The following is a 16,785-nucleotide window of genomic DNA, read 5'->3' on the forward strand; positions in this document are numbered from 1 at the left end:
ACTACGCGCTTTCATTAGAAATTGCTCTTATGCTCTTTATAGGTTTTTGAAAATGTATGCCTCCCCGTGCTTCTATCGCGGACAAAGTAAAGATAATCCACGCTCGCAGGGCGAATCGTAGCCAAAATCGCATCTAAACTCGCGCTCCCCACAGGATAAGGCGGAATCCCGCGATTTAGGTAAGTATTATACACGCTTTTATCCCCGCGAATCCGCTCGGGCGTAACCTTTGAGTGCGAAAATTTGCCATAATTTAGTGAGCCGTCCATTTGAAGTGGCATTTTTGCCTTTATGCGATTGAAAATCACGGCAGACACCAAAGGCATTTCATCGATACTTGCGGCTTCTTTTTGCACGATTGAGGCAATCGTTACGAAGTTAAACCACTGCTTTTCATCATATCGCCCCAAAATTTTTATCGCATTTTTCTTATGCTCCCGCATTGATTGAGAGATGAGATGATTCATCAAATAGCGCGGACCGATTTCAAGCGGGACTTTGTAAGTATTTGGATAAATTACGCCGTCAGGATATTTTGCAAATTCATTATACGCGTCCCACAGGGCTTGTTTGTCCAATCCCAAAACTTCATTGATATGCTCGATAAAAAAGTGCATAGTCTCCCCGGGCACAAGCGTGATAGTTTTTAGCGCGGCTTTGTTTGTGGTTAGCTGATATAAAAAACTGCCCTTTGTAGTCGTGCGATTTAGCGAATCGCTAGGCGCAATCTCAATCCACCCGCTTTGCGGATGCCCAAAAAATCGCAATAAAAATTTATCAAATCTATTTATATCTAAATTATTTCTCTTAAAATGTGTTATAATTGCACTAACATCGCCTCTTGGCACATTTATGACGCTAGGATATGATGATTCCAAACTTAGATAATAAAAAAGTGATATGAAAAAAAACGCCAAAGCATTAAAAAAAATATATAGTAAAGTCGCAATTTTACTCATTGTCGTGCTGTGTTGCTCCCTAGTTTATAAAGTTTTGAGCGATGGATTCAAAATCGATAATCTATCAATCGCAAACATAAAAATTAGCGGATTATACCTAAAATTAGACAAAAAGTTAATTTTAGAAATAAGGCAAATTGACATCGCAAAAAAGGCAGATTCAGCAAAAAATGCGAATAAATCGCCCGATTCTGCGCCAAAGATTAGCGACATTACGCAAACCATACATTACGCAATCGCCCTTTCATCATTCTTTCAAAAGTTAGATTTAGCGCGGATAAATTACGATGGCGAGCGGTATTTCGTCCGCTTTGATGGTGATTCATTTCGTGTGAATGTGCCGTATATTTTGGCGGATTTTGCCCTAAATAACGATGGTGGCGACATTTTGCTAAATATCAAGGTGCTAAAAGTCAAACAGCAAGATTTAATCATCAAAGGGCGCATTTTGTATTTACAGCGGGGCGGAATCTTTGCCTTTGATTTGGATAGTTATATCAATAATCGCGTGGATAATGTGATAAGTTTTCAAGGCGAGACGAATCTAAAATACCTAAATATTGCCCTAGATTCTGCGAAGTTAAGTAGCATTGAGATTTTGGCACCTTATATTAAAATGGCGGATTTGGATGTCTATGAGTGGATGTATGAGAGAGCGAAATATAGCGCAGTTACGATAAATCGCGCATATCTTTATGCCAAAAATTTGGATTTGAAAAATATCGATAGAGTGATAAATGATAATCTTTATGCCGATGGGATTTTAGAAAATGTGGAGTTAAATTTCGATGATAATTTAGCGCATATTACCGCGCAAAAAGTCGCTGTCCGCTTTAAAAATGGCAAACTTAGTTTCGCGCTAAAAGATGGCATTTATGGCGCAGAATCTAAAATCGCAGAATCTAGCGTAGATTCAGCGAAAAATGCGACAGATTCGGCGAATCTTGTCATTTTGAGCGAAGCGAAAAATCTCACAAATTCAGCGAAAAATCTCAAAGATTCAGCGAATCAAAGGCGAGATTCAGCGAAAAATGCGCCGACTTCTCCCACCAAAATCTCAAATGCCATTGTTGAAATAAGCGATTTTTTCGCCCCGCAGACACTTTTGCAAATCAATCTAAACCTAAACAAAACGCTATTAGATAAAAATATTTTGGAGATTTTGGAGAATTATGAAGTGCCACTGCCTTTGCGACAAATTTCTGGCAAAAATAGTGGCGAACTAATCCTTGATATTTTACTGCCTAGCGGGGATTTGGAGGTTAAGGCAAGGGCAAAAGGCGAGATAAAAATCACAAATTCTACCTTTGAAATCGCAAAAGCAAAAATCAGCATAGATTCTGCGAAAATCTCGCTAGATGGGGATAAAATCGAGTTAGATTCTGCGAATGTGAAATTTGGCGAGATATTGCATAGCGACTTAAAAATGCGAATGGACGCGGATAAAAAAACGGCGATTTTTAGTGCTACCCCACGCAAATTGCAACTTAAAAGCGGAGAGGATGATATTTTAAATCTTAATAAAGTCGCACTTACCGCAAATATGGACTTTAACGAAGGCACATTTATCCAAATCGCCCCGCTTGGCGTGACAATCGACTTCATAGATGAAATCGCCATCAGCGCAAATCTCGCAAATTTATTGCCTTACGCGCCTTTGCTTACAAAATTAGACTTTAAAAATGGCGATTTATCGCTAAAAATCCCGCAAGATTCTGCGCCAATTTTGCTAAATGCCACGCTAAATAATCTAAACTATCCCATATATCACGCAAACAAAACCCGCCTAACTTCGCTAAAAATCGAAGGCAAAATTTCTAGCGATGAGATATTTTTGAGCGATAGCACAAATAAAATCGCCCTAAAATTCGCACTTGAAGGCAAGGATATCGATTTAAACATTAGCGATAAAATCATAAATGTAAATGAGATTTTGGAGTCAAAAATCCCGCTTTTTACCGAAATATTCGCTGAATCGCCCACAGATTCTGTGAATCTACCCAAAAAACCGCAAAACCCCCTAAATATCCTACTTGAAGGGCAAAATTTAAACATTGCACTTTTTGATTTTCAAATCCCATTTGATGAGGCAATGCTAAAAACCACAAAAAGCGGATTTATCGCCAATGGACGCAATAAAAACGGCATTGCAAATATCATTTTGAGCGATGATAGATTGCAAGTGGAGGCAAATAATTTTAGCGCGAATTTTATAAATGGCATTTTTGGCAAGGATATGGTGAGTGGCGGGACATTTGGCGTGTTTGGCATTTACCGAAATAATCGCTTTGTAGGCGATATTAGCGCGTTTGATACGACTATAAAAGAGATGGCGACTTTGCAAAATATCCTAACTTTTATCGATACTATCCCCTCCTTGCTTGTGTTTAAACTGCCCGGATTTAGCGCGAGTGGATATGAGATAGATGAAGCAAATGTCCGTGTGGGCGTGGATAGCGAGTATCTTGCGCTAGAAAATATCGCAATTCAGGGCAGTTCGGTTGATATTAGTGGCAATGGCGTGGTGGATTTGAAAACGCACGATTTAAATATCCGCTTGGAGCTCTCCACCATAAAATCACTAAGTTCGATTCTAAATAAAATCCCAATCATCGGGTTTTTACTACTTGGCGAAGATGGGAAAATCAGCACGGATTTGACGATTAAAGGCACATTTGAAAATCCAAAAACAGAAATTTCGCTTTTAGAAGACACTGCAAAAGCACCGATAAATATCCTAAAACGCGTCTTTTCGCCATTTCAAATCTTAATTGATGAACTCAAAAAAGAAAATAAAAAACGACGAGGCGAGCGGTAAGTGGGAAAAAATGCAAGAGATTCTGCGAATTTTACGGCAGATTCTACCCCTGCGTCGTCATTGCGAGCGAGCGAAGCGAGCGTGGCAATCCATAATGTAGATTCTGTGACTCGTGTGGGAGAATTTGTCCCTACTTCGTCATTGCGAGGCGAATCGACAGATTTGCCGAAGCAATCCATAGGATTTGCGAACGCAGTGAAGCAACCATCCAAAGTTTTTTGCGATAGCAAAAATGATAAAAATCAATCGTGCGAAGCACCCGAATCTCGCCCGCTTCGTGGTGCAAAAAATCGGGAGCAAGGGTGCAGTAGTGCCACCCGCCGATTTTTTGCTAGAAGCGGAGAATGCGAGGCTCTCCCCCTAAAAGCGAAAAAGCGGAGCTTTTTGGCGCGTAGGGGGAGCGGGGCGGGGGGTGCAGCCCTTTTTGCGAAAAAAACAAGCGAATCTAATCCAAAAAACGGCGAAAATCTCGCAGAATCGCAGAATCTAAAAAGAGATTTTTCGCCTACGGCTCAAAACGACAAAAATAATTCCTCCCTTGCGGATGAGACTATGGGGCGGGTAAAAACTCCCAAAGTCGGAGTCGTAATCCCCATCTATAATGTCGCGCCGTATTTGCGTGAGTGCTTGGATTCGGTCCTCGCACAAACTTATGGTAATTTTCACGCAGTGCTTGTAAATGATGGTAGCACGGATTTTGCGGAATCTAACACTAAAAGCGACTTGCGCGGAAGTATTTTGGATGAAAAATCGGGGTTGCGCAGTTGTGAGCGAGGCGATAGAACTAATGGTTCATCAACGAAGCGAACAACAAAACAAGGCGAAGCCGAAGTTTCTTTATTCAGTCTCCCCGATTTATCGCCAAAAGACAACGCGCAAATAAGCGAATCCCTAAAAATCGCACTAGAATATGTCGCAAAAGATGAGCGATTCGTGCTGATTGATAAGCCAAATGGAGGATTAAGTAGCGCAAGAAATGCCGGGATTGATTATTTTGGTGGCAATTTTAACGAATCGTCATTGCGAGGCAGTGGCGAAGCCACAACGAAGCAATCCAAAAAAAATAATCCGTGCGAAGCACCCAAAACTCGCCCGCTTCGTGGTGCAAAAAATCGGGAGCAAACGAGCAGTAGTGCGAGTGCCGATTTTTTGCTAGAAGCGGATAAGCGAGGCACTCCCCCTAAAAGCGAAAAGCGGCAGCTTTTGGCGCGTAGGGGGAGCGGGGCGGGGGGTGCAGCCCTTTTGCGAGAAGATTCAAGTGAATCAAAGTGGCAAAACGGCGAAAATCTCGCAGATTCTGCGCGAGATTCTGCGAATAAAAACGCAGAATCTCGCATAAAATCGCAGAATCTAAAAATGGATTGCCACGATTCTGCTATCGCAGAATCTTGCAATGACAAAATAATCGCAGAATTTACCCCAAAATCGCAGAATCCAAATTTGGATTGCTTCGACTTTGACAAGTCAAAGTCTCGCAATGACGACTTTGTGGTAAATTCAAATGTTTTGGATTCTTCGCTTCGTGTGTCGCACTTCGCTCAGAATGACGATAAGATAACTCTCTACACCCACCCAAATCACACGAATCTAACCCCGCCTAAAATTGACTACATTATATTTTTAGATTCAGATGATTTTTGGGAGGCGGATTTATTAGAAAAATGCGTAGATTCTGCGATTTACACAAAATTTGCAGAATCTAATTCGCAAAATACCCACCCCCTAACCCCCTCCGCAAGGGAGGGGGGACAAAAGGCAAAACTCTCCACAAGGGAGGGGAGACATTTACAAAAGCAATCCACGCCAAATTATCGTATCGAGCAAAGCGAAATATCTCAAAATATCTCAAATAAAAGAGATTTGTCGCCTACGGCTCAAAATGACAATGTAAATTTCACAAAATCCCCTGATATCATTTGGTTTGGATTTAAACCTTTTGGCGGGGATAAAATAGACCCGCTTGATTGCTTTGCATTTTCGCGCACAAGCACATTTACAGCGCAAGAGTGGTTGGAAAAAGCGCGGTGTGCGGGGTTGGGGCAGTTTTGGTTTAGCTGGCAGGGGATGATTTGCTTTCAATTTTTGCAAAAGTTAAATCTGCGATTTTTGGAAGGCGTGATTTATGAAGATGAACTTTTTGGAGTGCAGATTTTCTCGCAAAGTGGGGCGATTGTGGCATTGCCAGAGAAACTTTATAATTATCGCATTAGAGAGAGTAGTATCTCGCAAAATAAGTCCTTGCCGCCTTTTGCGGGGCATTTGCAAGGGCATTTTGGCGCAGAATCTTGGGCGTATTTTAGCGCGAGTAGTTTTGCAAAAATTTTAATCAAATTTATACATTTCGCAGAATCTACCACTTCGCAAAAAATCGCGCTGGGGGGGGGCAGTATGAGTTTTGCAGATGCGCTTAAAGACACATTTTTGCCTACGCTTTTTGCTAGAAGTTGCGATATTTTGCGCTTTAAAAGCGACCCTTTTGCCCTGAAATCGCGCATAGAGGCGATTTTACGAGCGCATAAAAAATCTTTGATTTTGCTAAATCTAATCGCCAAAATCCCGCAAAAAAGGGCGCGTTACACGATATTTTTGACATATTTTGCGCCAAATCTTGTGGCACTCCGCATTAAAAATCGCCTAAAAAAGGCATTTGGGATTATGCGTGGATAGGGAAGCAAAATTTATCGCAAATTTGCAAGCGCAAAAAATCACGCGCTTTATCGGCGATGATGGCGCGGTGGTGGGCAAAAAAGTCTATGCGATGGATTTGTTTTGCGAGGGAGTGCATTTCAAAATCCCGCATTTTAGCTATTACCAAATCGCGCAAAAGGCGTTGCTTGTGAATATCAGCGACATTTTGGCGATGGGCGCAAAGCCAAAATACACGCTTTTAGGCATTTCGCTTGGTGAATCTATGAGTGGCGCGGACATTGATGAGCTAAATAAAGGTTTTAGCGCGGTGTGTAGGTCGTTTGACATAAAAATCATCGGGGGCGATACGATTACAAGCAGTGAGCTAAATATCGCAATTACGATGATTGGCGAAGTGCGAAAAAAGCCTATTTTGCGGAGTGGATTTAGGGTGGGTGATTTGCTTTTTCATACGCAAACGCGTGGAAATCCGCTTGGACGCGCTATAAAAGATATGCGATATTTGTATAGAGGCGGGAAAATCGCGCGTGGCTCGAAGTTTTATGCACCACAGCTTCACGCGAAATTTATCAGCGACATTTTGGGCTTTGTGCGCGGGGGAATGGATATTTCCGATGGGCTTTTTAATGAGCTAAATCGCATTTCTGCGCTAAATCGCGTGGGATTTAAATTTTGTCAGCGTGTGAATCGCGCAAATGCCGTAAGTGGCGAGGAATATGAATTTTTATTTTCGATTCGCAAGAGTGATGAGCGAAAACTGCGACTAATCGCGCAAAAAAATCGCGTGAATCTTGTGAAAGTTGCAAATTTGGTGCGTGGAAAAGCACGATTCCACTGCATTTCGTGGCATAAATAAATGCGTGTGATTTTGGCGTGAATCGTGCGCTAGATTCTGCGAAATAAAGTAAAATCGCAGAATCTAAAATAGATATAGATTGCCACGATTTGACTTCGTCAAATCTCGCAATGACGGATTTTTTTACCCACCCCCTAGCCCCCTCCGCAAGGGAGGGGGAAAAAGGCAGATTCTGCGAATCTAGCGCATTTGCGAGATTATTTACCGCGCACGATGATTGTTTTTGTATCGTAAAAGAAAGTTTTGAAATCTTTTATTTCGACTGCTTGAATCGTAGTGATACCAGCGGCTTTTGCGGCGTCATCGATGGAGCATTTTTGCGTTTCAAAACCGCAAATATACACGCATTCAGAAGTGCCGATTTTTGCTTCGTTCGCATTTACAGGGATATTTGTGGTATCTACGACAGAAATTGTCGAGCACGCACTAAATAAAACCGCAAAGATAGCAATTAAACCTAACTTTTTCATATTTTCTCCTTTCATAAAATTTGCTTTTTTGCAAAAAAAGCAAATCGCATTTTGCCCCCCCCCTAGCTTAAAAATCAATTAAAAATGCAAAAAAATTTATTGCTTGTGTAGATTTTACAAGATTGCAAAAAAATATGAGATTTTATATCAAATTCTTTATAATTGCACCAAAAATTTTTTTAAGGTTTCACAAATGAGTCGCAAAAAAGGGGCATTCGCAGAATCTAGCGCAAAAGAATTCTTGCAAAATAGCGGATTTGAGATTGTTGCGTGTAATTATTTCACGCGCTACGGGGAGATTGACATTGTCGCTACAAAGGATTCAGTCTATCATTTCATCGAAGTAAAATCCGGCAAAAACTTCAATCCTTTACAAAATGTAACGCCAAAAAAGTTGAATCGAATCATTGATTCAATCCACATTTATTTGGCGAATCACGCGCTAGATGTGGCATTTTGCGTAGATGTGATTAGCATTAAAAATGGCGAAATTGAATTTTTTGAAAATATAAGTGTGTGAAATTTAAGTGTAAAAATTTTGCTTTATGTTAGAATTTTGCTTTATTTTTTAAATTTAAGGAGAAAAAATGGGTAAGTATATTGAGTTAAACAACGCGAATTTCGATAGCGTGACAAAGAGCGGTGTGTCGCTGGTGGATTTTTGGGCGCCTTGGTGCGGTCCGTGTCGAATGCTAAATCCGATTATCGAAAAGCTAGTCGATGAGTTTGAAGGACGCGCAAATATCTGCAAAGTCAATGCCGATGATGAAAAGGACTTGGTGGCGAAGTTTGGCGTGGTTAGCATACCTACGATGTTTTTTATCAAAGATGGCGAGATTGTGCATCAAATCACTGGTGCCACAAGCGAGCAAGCGATAAAAGATAAACTAAACTCGATTTTGTAAAAGTGCGATTTTCGCCACTGATGCCATTTGTCGCCACGCTCTTTGCGGCGGCGGCGTTTTTTTATTTTCAATACACTTTTACGAAGTTTAAGGTAGTTGATTTTAGCAAGTTAGTTTTTTACGAGAAGCAGGGCATTTTTCACCCTAGCGATGATGAATATATCGTGCTTTTGTATAACTCAAAAGTCGATAAATTTACAAATTTAGCACCCAAAACGCAGAATCTAGGCGAAAATTTAGCGATTTTGGCAATCGATTATCATCAAAATACTTCGCAAAATAGCGCAGATGGCATTACTCCAATCAGTAGCGGGATGAATACACTTTTGAAATTTAGTAGGATTTTTGGCATTGATGAAGTGCCTGTGGCGTTTAGGATTAAGAAAAGTAGTGAAAATAGTGCGTCAAAATACGCGCAAGATAGCAAAATACAAAGGATTATGAAATGATAAATTTAGCGATTATCGGGGGCGGACCTGCGGGGTTGAGTGCGGGATTATATGCGACTCGTGGCGGTTTGAAGGATGTAGTGCTTTTTGAGCGCGGAATGCCCGGCGGACAAATCACAAATTCTAGTGAGATTGAAAACTATCCGGGCGTAAAGGATATCGTAAGCGGGATTGAGTTTATGGAGCCGTGGCTTACGCAATGCTTTCGCTTTGGTTTGCGCCACGAGATGAATGAAGTTAGCAAAGTCTCCAAAAAAGGCGAGATTTTTGAAATCGCGTTGGCAGATGGCACAACGCAAGAAGCAAAAGCGGTGATTTTATGCACGGGTGGCAATCCACGCCGTTCAGGGATAAAGGGCGAAGGCGAATATTGGGGCAGGGGCGTTAGCACTTGTGCGACTTGCGATGGATTTTTTCATAAAAATAAGCCCGTAGCCGTGCTTGGCGGGGGCGATACCGCGCTAGAAGAGGCGGTGTATTTGGCAAGAATATGCGAAAAGGTGCATTTGATTCACCGAAGAAATGAGTTTCGCGCCGCGCCAAGCACGCAAGAGCACGCAAAAAGCAATCCAAAAATCGAAATCATAACCCCCGCTGTGATTGATGAAATCATCGGCAACGGCAAGCACGCCACAGGCATTAAAATCACAAATACGGAGACAAATGAAGCGAGGGAGATTGAAGTTAGCTGTGTGTTTGAATTTGTCGGGTATGATGTGAATACGGGCATTATTAGTGGCGATGGTGCGCCACTTTGCGAGTTAGATGCTAGTGGCAAAATCAAAGTTGATTTAAATATGAAAACTTCGGTGGCGGGACTTTTTGCCGCTGGTGATATTCGCCAAGACGCGCTAAAACAAGTCGTAATTGCCGCAGGGGATGGCGCGGTGGCGGCGTTGAGCGCGATTGAGTATTTGGAGGCACATAAGTAGATTTTGCGAATCGTTTCATTGTGTTTGTCATTGCGAGATTTGCAAAGTAAATCGTGGCAATCCAAAAAATCAAAAATGGATGGTTACTTCGCTTCGCTCGTAAATTCTGCGAATTGCCACACTCGCTTCGCTCGTTCGCAATGATAAAAAATAGAATTTTCGCAGAATCTAACTAAAATTGGAGCATTTAATGATAAAAGTAGGAATTTTTGGCAGTAGTGGGCGAATCGGCAGACTTTTAATCGAATCTTTGAGCGATGATGATGTGGCAAAATTATCGTGCGTTTTTGTGCGAAATGAGTTGCAATACTCTATCCCAAAAGGCGTTTTGGTTACAAATGATATAAAGGTTTTTTTAGAATCTAGCGATTTAATTATCGACTTTTCAAGCCCCGAAGCCACGCAAAATCTGCTTGATTGCGCGATTGATAATTGCGCAAAGCCCATTGTCATCGGCACGACAGGGCTAAATGCAATGCAAATGGATTTGTTATGCGCCGCTTCGCAGAAAATGCCTATTTTATACGCTTCAAATATGTCGCGTGGCATTGTGGTGCTAAATAATATCGCGCAAATCGTGGCTACGGCGTTGCGCCAGAGTGATATTGAAATCGTTGAGATTCATCATCATCACAAAAAGGATTCGCCTTCTGGCACGGCTCTATCGTTGGCGCAAAATGTCGCAAAAGCGCGAGGATTAAACATTGACAAAGTCCGCGTGAGTGGCAGAGATGGCGCAATAGGTGAGCGCAAAAGCGATGAAATCGGCGTGATGAGCCTCCGTGGTGGCGATATTGTAGGACGGCACACAATCGGCTTTTATATGGATGGCGAATATTTGGAGCTAACGCACAACGCCACAAGCCGAATGACTTTTGCCAAAGGCGCAATCAATGTCGGCAAATGGCTAATCAAACAAGAGCGCGGATTATACGACATAAAGGACGCTTTGGCATTGAATTAAAGGGCAGAAATGAAAAAATTTAAATCGCTTTTGGAACACGATTCGCGCAAATCTTGCGAATCTAACGAATCTTTTGAATTTCGCGAATCGCCTAACGAAAAATGCGCCGAAAAATGTGCAGTGGTAGGCGTTTTTAATGCGAATCGAAGTGCTGTTTTGTGCTACTACGCGCTTTTTGCGATGCAACACAGAGGGCAAGAGAGTAGCGGAATCTCAACCACAGATGGGCGCAAAATCACCACCATTAAAGGCGAAGGATTAGTTACCTCCATTTTTAAAGGCGGATTAGACGCGCTCAAAGGCAGTGCAAGTATCGGGCATAATCGCTACTCAACCGCAGGGGAGGACAGCAAATGCGATGTGCAACCCATTTTTGCAAAATACGCACTTGGCGAAATCGCCCTAGCACACAACGGCAACTTAGTCAATGCCAAAGAAGTCCGTGATGATTTAACCGCAAAAGGCGCGATTTTTCAAAGCCATTTGGATACCGAAAATCTAATCCACCTAATCGCACACAGCAAAAAAGAGCGACTACGCGATAGAATCATCGAATCATTGCAACACATAAAAGGCGCGTATTCGTTTGTCATTTTAAGCAGGGGCAAACTCTTTGCGATTCGCGACCCTTATGGTTTTCGCCCTTTGAGTTTGGGAGAAATCACAAATGAGGACGGCACAAAGGGGTATATTGTGGCAAGTGAAACTTGCGCGTTTGATTTGATTGGCGCAAGATTTGTCCGCGACATTAACCCCGGTGAAATGCTGATATTTAGCAATAGTGATTCGTCTTGTGGCAATTCGTCTTTAGATAAGCATTCCGCCGATTTGCTAAATTTCGGGCGTTCGCAGACCGCTAGTCTAGTCTCACGCCCAAAATTTAGCAAAAACAACGAAAGCCATACCGAAAATCCTTCCGTTGTTTTAAATGCAAAATGCACCGATTTGTCATTGCGAGGCGAATCGATAGAATCGCCGAAGCAATCCAAAAAAAATAATCCGTGCGACAGCACCGAATCTCGCCCGCTTCGTGGTGCAAAAAATCGGATTGAAGGTTGCAGTAGTGCAACCGCCGATTTTTTGCTAGAAGCGGAAAAGCGAGGCACTCCCCCTAAAAGCGAAAAAGCGGCTGCTTTTTGGCGCGTAGGGGGAGCGGGGCGGGGGGTGCAGCCCTTTTTGCGAGAAGATTTAAGTGAATCAAATATCAAAAATGACAAAAATATCGCAGATTCTGCGATTCAAATAAAAAACGCAGAATCTAACATAGAATCGCAGAATCTAAATAGAGATTCTTCGCTTCGTGCTTCGACTTCGCGCAAGAATGACAATTTTAATATAGATTGCCACGATTCTGCTACGCAAAATCTCGCAATGACGGAAAACAACGCATTAGATTCTGCAAATTATCCACAAGACACTACAATCGAATCAATCCAAGTTTTTCCGCCCACTCCCAAACACTGCATTTTTGAATTTGTCTATTTTGCGCGTCCTGATAGCTTTGTCTTTGGCAAAAGCGTCTATGAGATTCGCAAAAATATGGGCGTAGAGCTTGCAAGAGAGCATAAAATAAGCGCGGATTTTGTCATACCTGTGCCAGATTCGGGCGTGATTTCGGCAATCGGCTATTCGCAAGAGAGCAAAATCCCCTTTGAATTTGGCATCGTCCGCAATCACTACATAGGGCGCACATTCATCGAGCCTACGCAATCAATGCGCGAACTAAAAGTCAAACTAAAACTAAACCCCATCGAAAAGCTAATCAACGGCAAGGACATAATCATCATCGATGATAGCATTGTGCGCGGGACGACAAGCAAACAAATCATTAGCATTCTCCGCAAGGCAGGGGCAAAAAAGATTCACCTAATCATCGCTTCGCCTGAAACCATTGCGCCTTGCTACTATGGCGTGGATACGCCAGATAGCTCACAGCTCATCTCTGCAAACAAAAGCGCAGATGAAGTTTGCGCATTTATCGGCGCGGATTCGTTGCATTTTTTATCGCTAAATGGGCTTTATAAAAGCATAGGCGTTAGCGATGGGAGCGGCTATTGCAAGGCTTGTTTTGATAAGGAATACATTATTTGAAGCAGATTTTAACCATTGGGCGGTATTTTCGGGCGCGTTTTGGCACTCGTGTGCGGAAAATCCCCATTTCATTGCAGGGCTTTACTTGCCCAAATATTGACGGCACAAAGGCAAAGGGCGGGTGCATTTATTGCAAAAATGAAAGTTTTTCGCCATCTTTACAAACGCTAAAAGAAATCACGCAAGATTCGCCAAAAAATATTATTTTTATGAATTTTAGTTTGGCGGAAAATCCGCTTTTGGATTCGCAGATTGAAACGCTAAAAGCGCAGTTTTTTAAACACGCAAATTATCACAAAGACAAATACAAAATCACAAAATATATCATTTATTTTCAATCTTTTAGCAACACTTACGCGCCTTATGCGACTTTGGAGAGGCTTTATAGTGAGGCTTTAAATCTCCCAAATGTCGTTGGGCTATCAATTGGCACACGCGTTGATTGCATAGAAGATTCAGTGCTACAATTTCTCTCGCACCACGCGCAAAATGGCAAGGATATTTGGGTGGAATATGGGATTCAATCGACTTTCAACCAAACTCTGCGCCTTATAAATCGTGCTCACGGGGTTGAGGGCGCAAAAGAGTTAATCCAAAAAACACGCGCTTTGGGGATAAAAGTCTGCGTTCATTTGATTTTTGGTTTGCCAAAAGAGAGCGAAGAAATGATGATGCAATCGCTTAAAGAAGTGTTGTCTTGGGGGATTGATGGCATTAAGATTCACCCGCTTTATATTGTGAAAGAGACGCCTTTGGAGCAAATGTTTAAGGCAGGAAAATACACGCCAATTTCACTTGAATCTTATGCGAATCTCATAGTGCAATCACTCAAACTAATCCCCGAAAATGTCGTAATCCAGCGCGTCTCCGCAGGTGTGCACGATGATAGTTTAATCGCGCCTAAGTGGTGCTTTGATAAAAATATACAGATGAATTTTATCCGCGAAAAATTACTAGAAAATGGAATACGATATTGAAAAATCCGCAGAATTTGGGCGATAAAAACGCGCCGAAAATTTATGCAATCAGCGATACGCTTTTAACGCCCCACCATACGATTGAATCGCAACTCAAAAACGCAATCGCTAGTGGCGTAAAAATCTTTCAGTTGCGCGATAAAACTTCAAGCGATGATGAGATTCTCCCGATGTGCGTGAGATTAGCAGAGATTTGCGAAAGCAAAGGCGTGGAGTTTGTGATAAATGATAGGATTGCACTTGCATTTGAGATTCAAAGGCGGCAAATCCCCTGTGCGCTTCATTTGGGGCGTGATGATGAGAAAATGCCATTTAAGATTCTATGCCAAAAGTTTAAGGGGCAAATTGGCGTCTCTTGCTATGGCGATTTAAATCGCGCATTATTTTACGAAACGAAAGGCGCGGATTATGTGGCATTTGGGAGCATTTTTCAAAGCAAGATAAAGGCAGATTCTGCGATTGTGGGGACGGAGATTTTACAAAGCGCAAAAACGCACCTAAAAACCGCTAAAATCTGCGCCATCGGTGGCATAACTAGCGACAATATCTCGCAAGTCAAAAATGCAGATTACATAGCGATGATAAGTGCCATTTGGAGTGGCGATGTGCGTAAAAATGTAGAGATTTTAGCGCATAAGCTCGGCGGGACTTGATTTGGTGGAGTGTAGGGGGTTCGAACCCCTGACCTCAACGCTGCCAGCGTTGCGCTCTCCCAGCTGAGCTAACACCCCGATTTTGTGCGTTTTTGCGATTTTGCAAAATGTGCGAAGTTTTGAAAAAATTTCGGCGTATTTTAGCATAAAAATCGCAAGTTTTGCTTTTATAAGTTATAATTTGCGTAATTTTTGCGAAAGGGGTTAAAAATGGGAGGGATTCAAAATGAGTGCTTATAAAAAATATGTAACGGGGGGGGGGATTTTAGGATTTGTGCTTTTATGCGCGAATCTAAATGCGATTGAGCTAAAAACGCTATGCCCTAACAACTCTTGCGAAATCAAAACGCCCCAAAGCGAAGTCACAAATAATGCCCCATTCTCCACCACGCAAATCAAAATCGAATCGCAAATTACGACTTTTATAAACACAAGCGACATTACAAGCACCGAAAATCAAAGTTTTTCTATAAACAACAATGATGGCAAAATAATAAATTTTATCAATAAAGGCACTATTTCAGGCGGTATATTTCTCAGCGGGACAAGTAAGATGGGCACAATTACAAACTACGGCACTATGCGTGGCGTGTGGAGTTATGGGACGCAAAATATCACAATCAATAATTTAGGCATTATCAAAACAAATCAGGGCAGCTATATGAATACACTTGGAAACAATGCGGCGCATTTTGTCCCTGAATCTAGTAGTGCGAATCTTATCATTAAAAATTATGCTATTTTAATCAACGAAGGCGCAACTGACTTTAATGACTTTAATGGCTATACTGACAAGACAAACAATAAAAATTCGCATTTGATAATACAATACAATAGCTACACGCCCACAGCGCAAAATGTCCGATTTAAAGACGGCAAATCAAAGATTTTGCTTGATTTTGGGGCGGATTTTGAGTTTGGAGCGACATATAATATCGATAAAATTGTTACCGATAGAAGTGGCACTAGCCTAACCGCGCTTGGCGTGGATTTCTCTCGCCTTACCACTAGAAGCGAGCTCTACACGCTAACGCAAAGCGGAAATAATTTCATAGTCAATCTAGCCAGCGCAAAAGAGGCAGGTTACAGCACAATCGGCACTTTGTATAAATCAAACATTCGCACGATGAATAATTTTTCTTTGATAAGCAATGCGATGATTTATCCACATAAATACAAAGGCACAAATCGCACGACAAGAAAACGCGTGATTCGCAGAGTGCGAAAAACAGCAAATTTGTTTGATGACTTTACAAATACCCCACCCCAAACCCCTCCCGCAAGGGGAGGGGCTTTCTCCATCTCCCCCTCCCTTGCAAGTGGTGCTTCTATTTTCTCCCCCTCCCTTGCAAGTGGTGCTTCTATTTTCTCCCCCTCCCTTGCAAGTGGTGCTTCTATTTTCTCCCCCTCCCTTGCGGAGGGGGATTTAGGGGGTGGGTTTAACGCGCAAAATATTAGTAGCGCACAATTTTCACATAATAAATCTACCCACCCCCTGCGCCACCCTAGCGCAAGGGAGGGGGAGAGAATTGATTCAAACTCCGCAAGGGAGGGGGAAGTCGTAGATTTGCCTTTCGCAAGGGAGGGGAAATCTATTGTTGCTCTTAAACAAAACGAATCATTCTTCTACAAAAACAATTCACTATTACTAGCCAACTCACAAAATGCACAAAGAGCCAAAAGCACACGCACGATAAAGCCAAGCGTGAATCCAAGCGCAACTCAAAATGCGAATCAAAACTACTACTTCACCCTAACTCCCTTTGTGAATCACAATTATTTCTTTGAATCGGGGCGTTATAATCTATCAGGGTTAGAATATGGATTTGTAACGGCATTTAGTGGTAAATTAAATAATAGCAACTCGTTAGGCACACACTTTGTATTTAGCTATGCAAGTTTAAATGATAAAGATGATTCAGCATTTAATATTAAATCTATGAATCTTAATTTAGGATTAAATTATAAATTAGATTTAATCTATGCAATGTATATCAAAGCTAGGATTGATGGATATTATTTTATGAATGAAGTTAAGTCAATATCTATTAGAGATAGTATT

13 protein-coding genes, 1 tRNA gene and 3 pseudogenes are annotated in these 16,785 nt (G+C 41.8%); 14 read left to right on the forward strand and 3 right to left on the reverse strand.

Translation table 11 applies throughout. From position 1 onward, the window contains the following. Nucleotides 1-14: 14 nt before the first annotated feature. The gene (gene mltG / locus ACWIUE_RS08865; RefSeq protein ID WP_454136376.1) at nt 15-959 is read right to left on the reverse strand and encodes an endolytic transglycosylase MltG; all 945 of its coding nucleotides are present in this window, start codon (nt 957-959) and stop codon (nt 15-17) included. Between mltG and ACWIUE_RS08870 the strand changes: the two genes are divergently transcribed. From ACWIUE_RS08870 to ACWIUE_RS08880, 3 genes and pseudogenes are all read left to right on the forward strand, one after another. Continuing rightward, the gene (locus ACWIUE_RS08870; RefSeq protein ID WP_454136377.1) at nt 901-3,777 is read left to right on the forward strand and encodes a YhdP family protein; all 2,877 of its coding nucleotides are present in this window, start codon (nt 901-903) and stop codon (nt 3,775-3,777) included. The two genes, mltG and ACWIUE_RS08870, sit on opposite strands and share 59 nt — an antisense overlap. A gap of 552 nt (nt 3,778-4,329) precedes the next feature. Next, nucleotides 4,330-4,473: pseudogene (locus ACWIUE_RS08875) on the forward strand (glycosyltransferase family 2 protein); the annotation flags it as partial. 1,963 nt (nt 4,474-6,436) lie between these two features. Then, nucleotides 6,437-7,282 (forward strand): thiamine-phosphate kinase, encoded by an 846-nt coding sequence (locus tag ACWIUE_RS08880; RefSeq protein ID WP_454136378.1) that lies wholly within the window; start codon nt 6,437-6,439, stop codon nt 7,280-7,282. Between the two features lie 197 nt (nt 7,283-7,479). Here the strand turns inward: ACWIUE_RS08880 and ACWIUE_RS08885 are convergent, their stop codons facing one another. After that, nucleotides 7,480-7,752 (reverse strand): TRL domain-containing protein, encoded by a 273-nt coding sequence (locus ACWIUE_RS08885; RefSeq protein WP_454136379.1) that lies wholly within the window; start codon nt 7,750-7,752, stop codon nt 7,480-7,482. Between the two features lie 193 nt (nt 7,753-7,945). On the opposite strand from ACWIUE_RS08885, the gene ACWIUE_RS08890 reads away from it, so the two are divergent. The 10 genes and pseudogenes from ACWIUE_RS08890 to ACWIUE_RS08935 all read left to right on the forward strand — a co-directional run bounded on the left by ACWIUE_RS08890 (nt 7,946) and on the right by ACWIUE_RS08935 (nt 14,723). Continuing rightward, nucleotides 7,946-8,272: a YraN family protein gene (locus ACWIUE_RS08890; protein WP_454136380.1), complete on the forward strand. Its 327-nt coding sequence runs from the start codon at nt 7,946-7,948 to the stop codon at nt 8,270-8,272. 67 nt (nt 8,273-8,339) lie between these two features. Further along, nucleotides 8,340-8,657, forward strand: coding sequence for a thioredoxin (trxA, locus tag ACWIUE_RS08895; RefSeq protein WP_454136381.1), 318 nt, complete (start codon nt 8,340-8,342; stop codon nt 8,655-8,657). A gap of 20 nt (nt 8,658-8,677) precedes the next feature. Then, a complete protein-coding gene (locus ACWIUE_RS08900) occupies nt 8,678-9,106 on the forward strand; it encodes a hypothetical protein (RefSeq protein ID WP_454136382.1) in 429 nt (142 codons plus the stop codon). Beyond that, nucleotides 9,103-10,038 carry a thioredoxin-disulfide reductase gene (trxB, locus tag ACWIUE_RS08905; RefSeq protein WP_454136383.1) on the forward strand — a complete coding sequence of 312 codons (936 nt, stop codon included), beginning with the start codon at nt 9,103-9,105 and terminating at the stop codon, nt 10,036-10,038. Before ACWIUE_RS08900 ends, trxB begins: the two co-directional genes overlap by 4 nt. A 3-nt stretch (nt 10,039-10,041) precedes the next feature. Beyond that, nucleotides 10,042-10,182 carry a hypothetical protein gene (locus ACWIUE_RS08910; protein WP_454136384.1) on the forward strand — a complete coding sequence of 47 codons (141 nt, stop codon included), beginning with the start codon at nt 10,042-10,044 and terminating at the stop codon, nt 10,180-10,182. Nucleotides 10,183-10,228: 46 nt separating this feature from the next. Next, nucleotides 10,229-11,002, forward strand: coding sequence for a 4-hydroxy-tetrahydrodipicolinate reductase (gene dapB / locus ACWIUE_RS08915; protein ID WP_454136385.1), 774 nt, complete (start codon nt 10,229-10,231; stop codon nt 11,000-11,002). Nucleotides 11,003-11,122: 120 nt separating this feature from the next. Next, a pseudogene (locus tag ACWIUE_RS08920) lies at nt 11,123-11,785 on the forward strand (class II glutamine amidotransferase); the annotation flags it as partial. A 642-nt stretch (nt 11,786-12,427) separates the two neighbouring features. Next, nucleotides 12,428-13,093: pseudogene (locus ACWIUE_RS08925) on the forward strand (amidophosphoribosyltransferase); the annotation flags it as partial. Then, nucleotides 13,090-14,070, forward strand: coding sequence for a TIGR01212 family radical SAM protein (locus ACWIUE_RS08930; protein WP_454136386.1), 981 nt, complete (start codon nt 13,090-13,092; stop codon nt 14,068-14,070). The pseudogene ACWIUE_RS08925 and the gene ACWIUE_RS08930, both read left to right, overlap by 4 nt. Beyond that, entirely contained in the window at nt 14,067-14,723 is a 657-nt protein-coding gene (locus tag ACWIUE_RS08935) for a thiamine phosphate synthase (protein ID WP_454136387.1), read from the forward strand. Before ACWIUE_RS08930 ends, ACWIUE_RS08935 begins: the two co-directional genes overlap by 4 nt. Nucleotides 14,724-14,725: 2 nt before the next feature. Here ACWIUE_RS08935 and ACWIUE_RS08940 read toward each other — a convergent pair. Further along, nucleotides 14,726-14,801, reverse strand: a tRNA-Ala gene (locus tag ACWIUE_RS08940). A gap of 148 nt (nt 14,802-14,949) precedes the next feature. Between ACWIUE_RS08940 and ACWIUE_RS08945 the strand changes: the two genes are divergently transcribed. Further along, a partial coding sequence (locus ACWIUE_RS08945) for a hypothetical protein (protein WP_454136388.1) occupies nt 14,950-16,785 on the forward strand: 1,836 nt, incomplete at its 3' end.

The sequence above is a fragment of the Helicobacter sp. 23-1045 genome, from assembly GCF_053654655.1.

Bases quoted from the DNA above. Each gene is read 5' to 3' on its own strand.
- ACWIUE_RS08870 (WP_454136377.1), top strand. From the start codon at position 901: ATGAAAAAAAACGCCAAAGCATTAAAAAAAATATATAGTAAAGTCGCA.
- mltG (WP_454136376.1), bottom strand. From the start codon at position 959: ATGAGTAAAATTGCGACTTTACTATATATTTTTTTTAATGCTTTGGCG.
- ACWIUE_RS08885 (WP_454136379.1), bottom strand. From the start codon at position 7,752: ATGAAAAAGTTAGGTTTAATTGCTATCTTTGCGGTTTTATTTAGTGCG.
- ACWIUE_RS08890 (WP_454136380.1), top strand. From the start codon at position 7,946: ATGAGTCGCAAAAAAGGGGCATTCGCAGAATCTAGCGCAAAAGAATTC.
- trxA (WP_454136381.1), top strand. From the start codon at position 8,340: ATGGGTAAGTATATTGAGTTAAACAACGCGAATTTCGATAGCGTGACA.
- ACWIUE_RS08900 (WP_454136382.1), top strand. From the start codon at position 8,678: ATGCCATTTGTCGCCACGCTCTTTGCGGCGGCGGCGTTTTTTTATTTT.
- trxB (WP_454136383.1), top strand. From the start codon at position 9,103: ATGATAAATTTAGCGATTATCGGGGGCGGACCTGCGGGGTTGAGTGCG.
- dapB (WP_454136385.1), top strand. From the start codon at position 10,229: ATGATAAAAGTAGGAATTTTTGGCAGTAGTGGGCGAATCGGCAGACTT.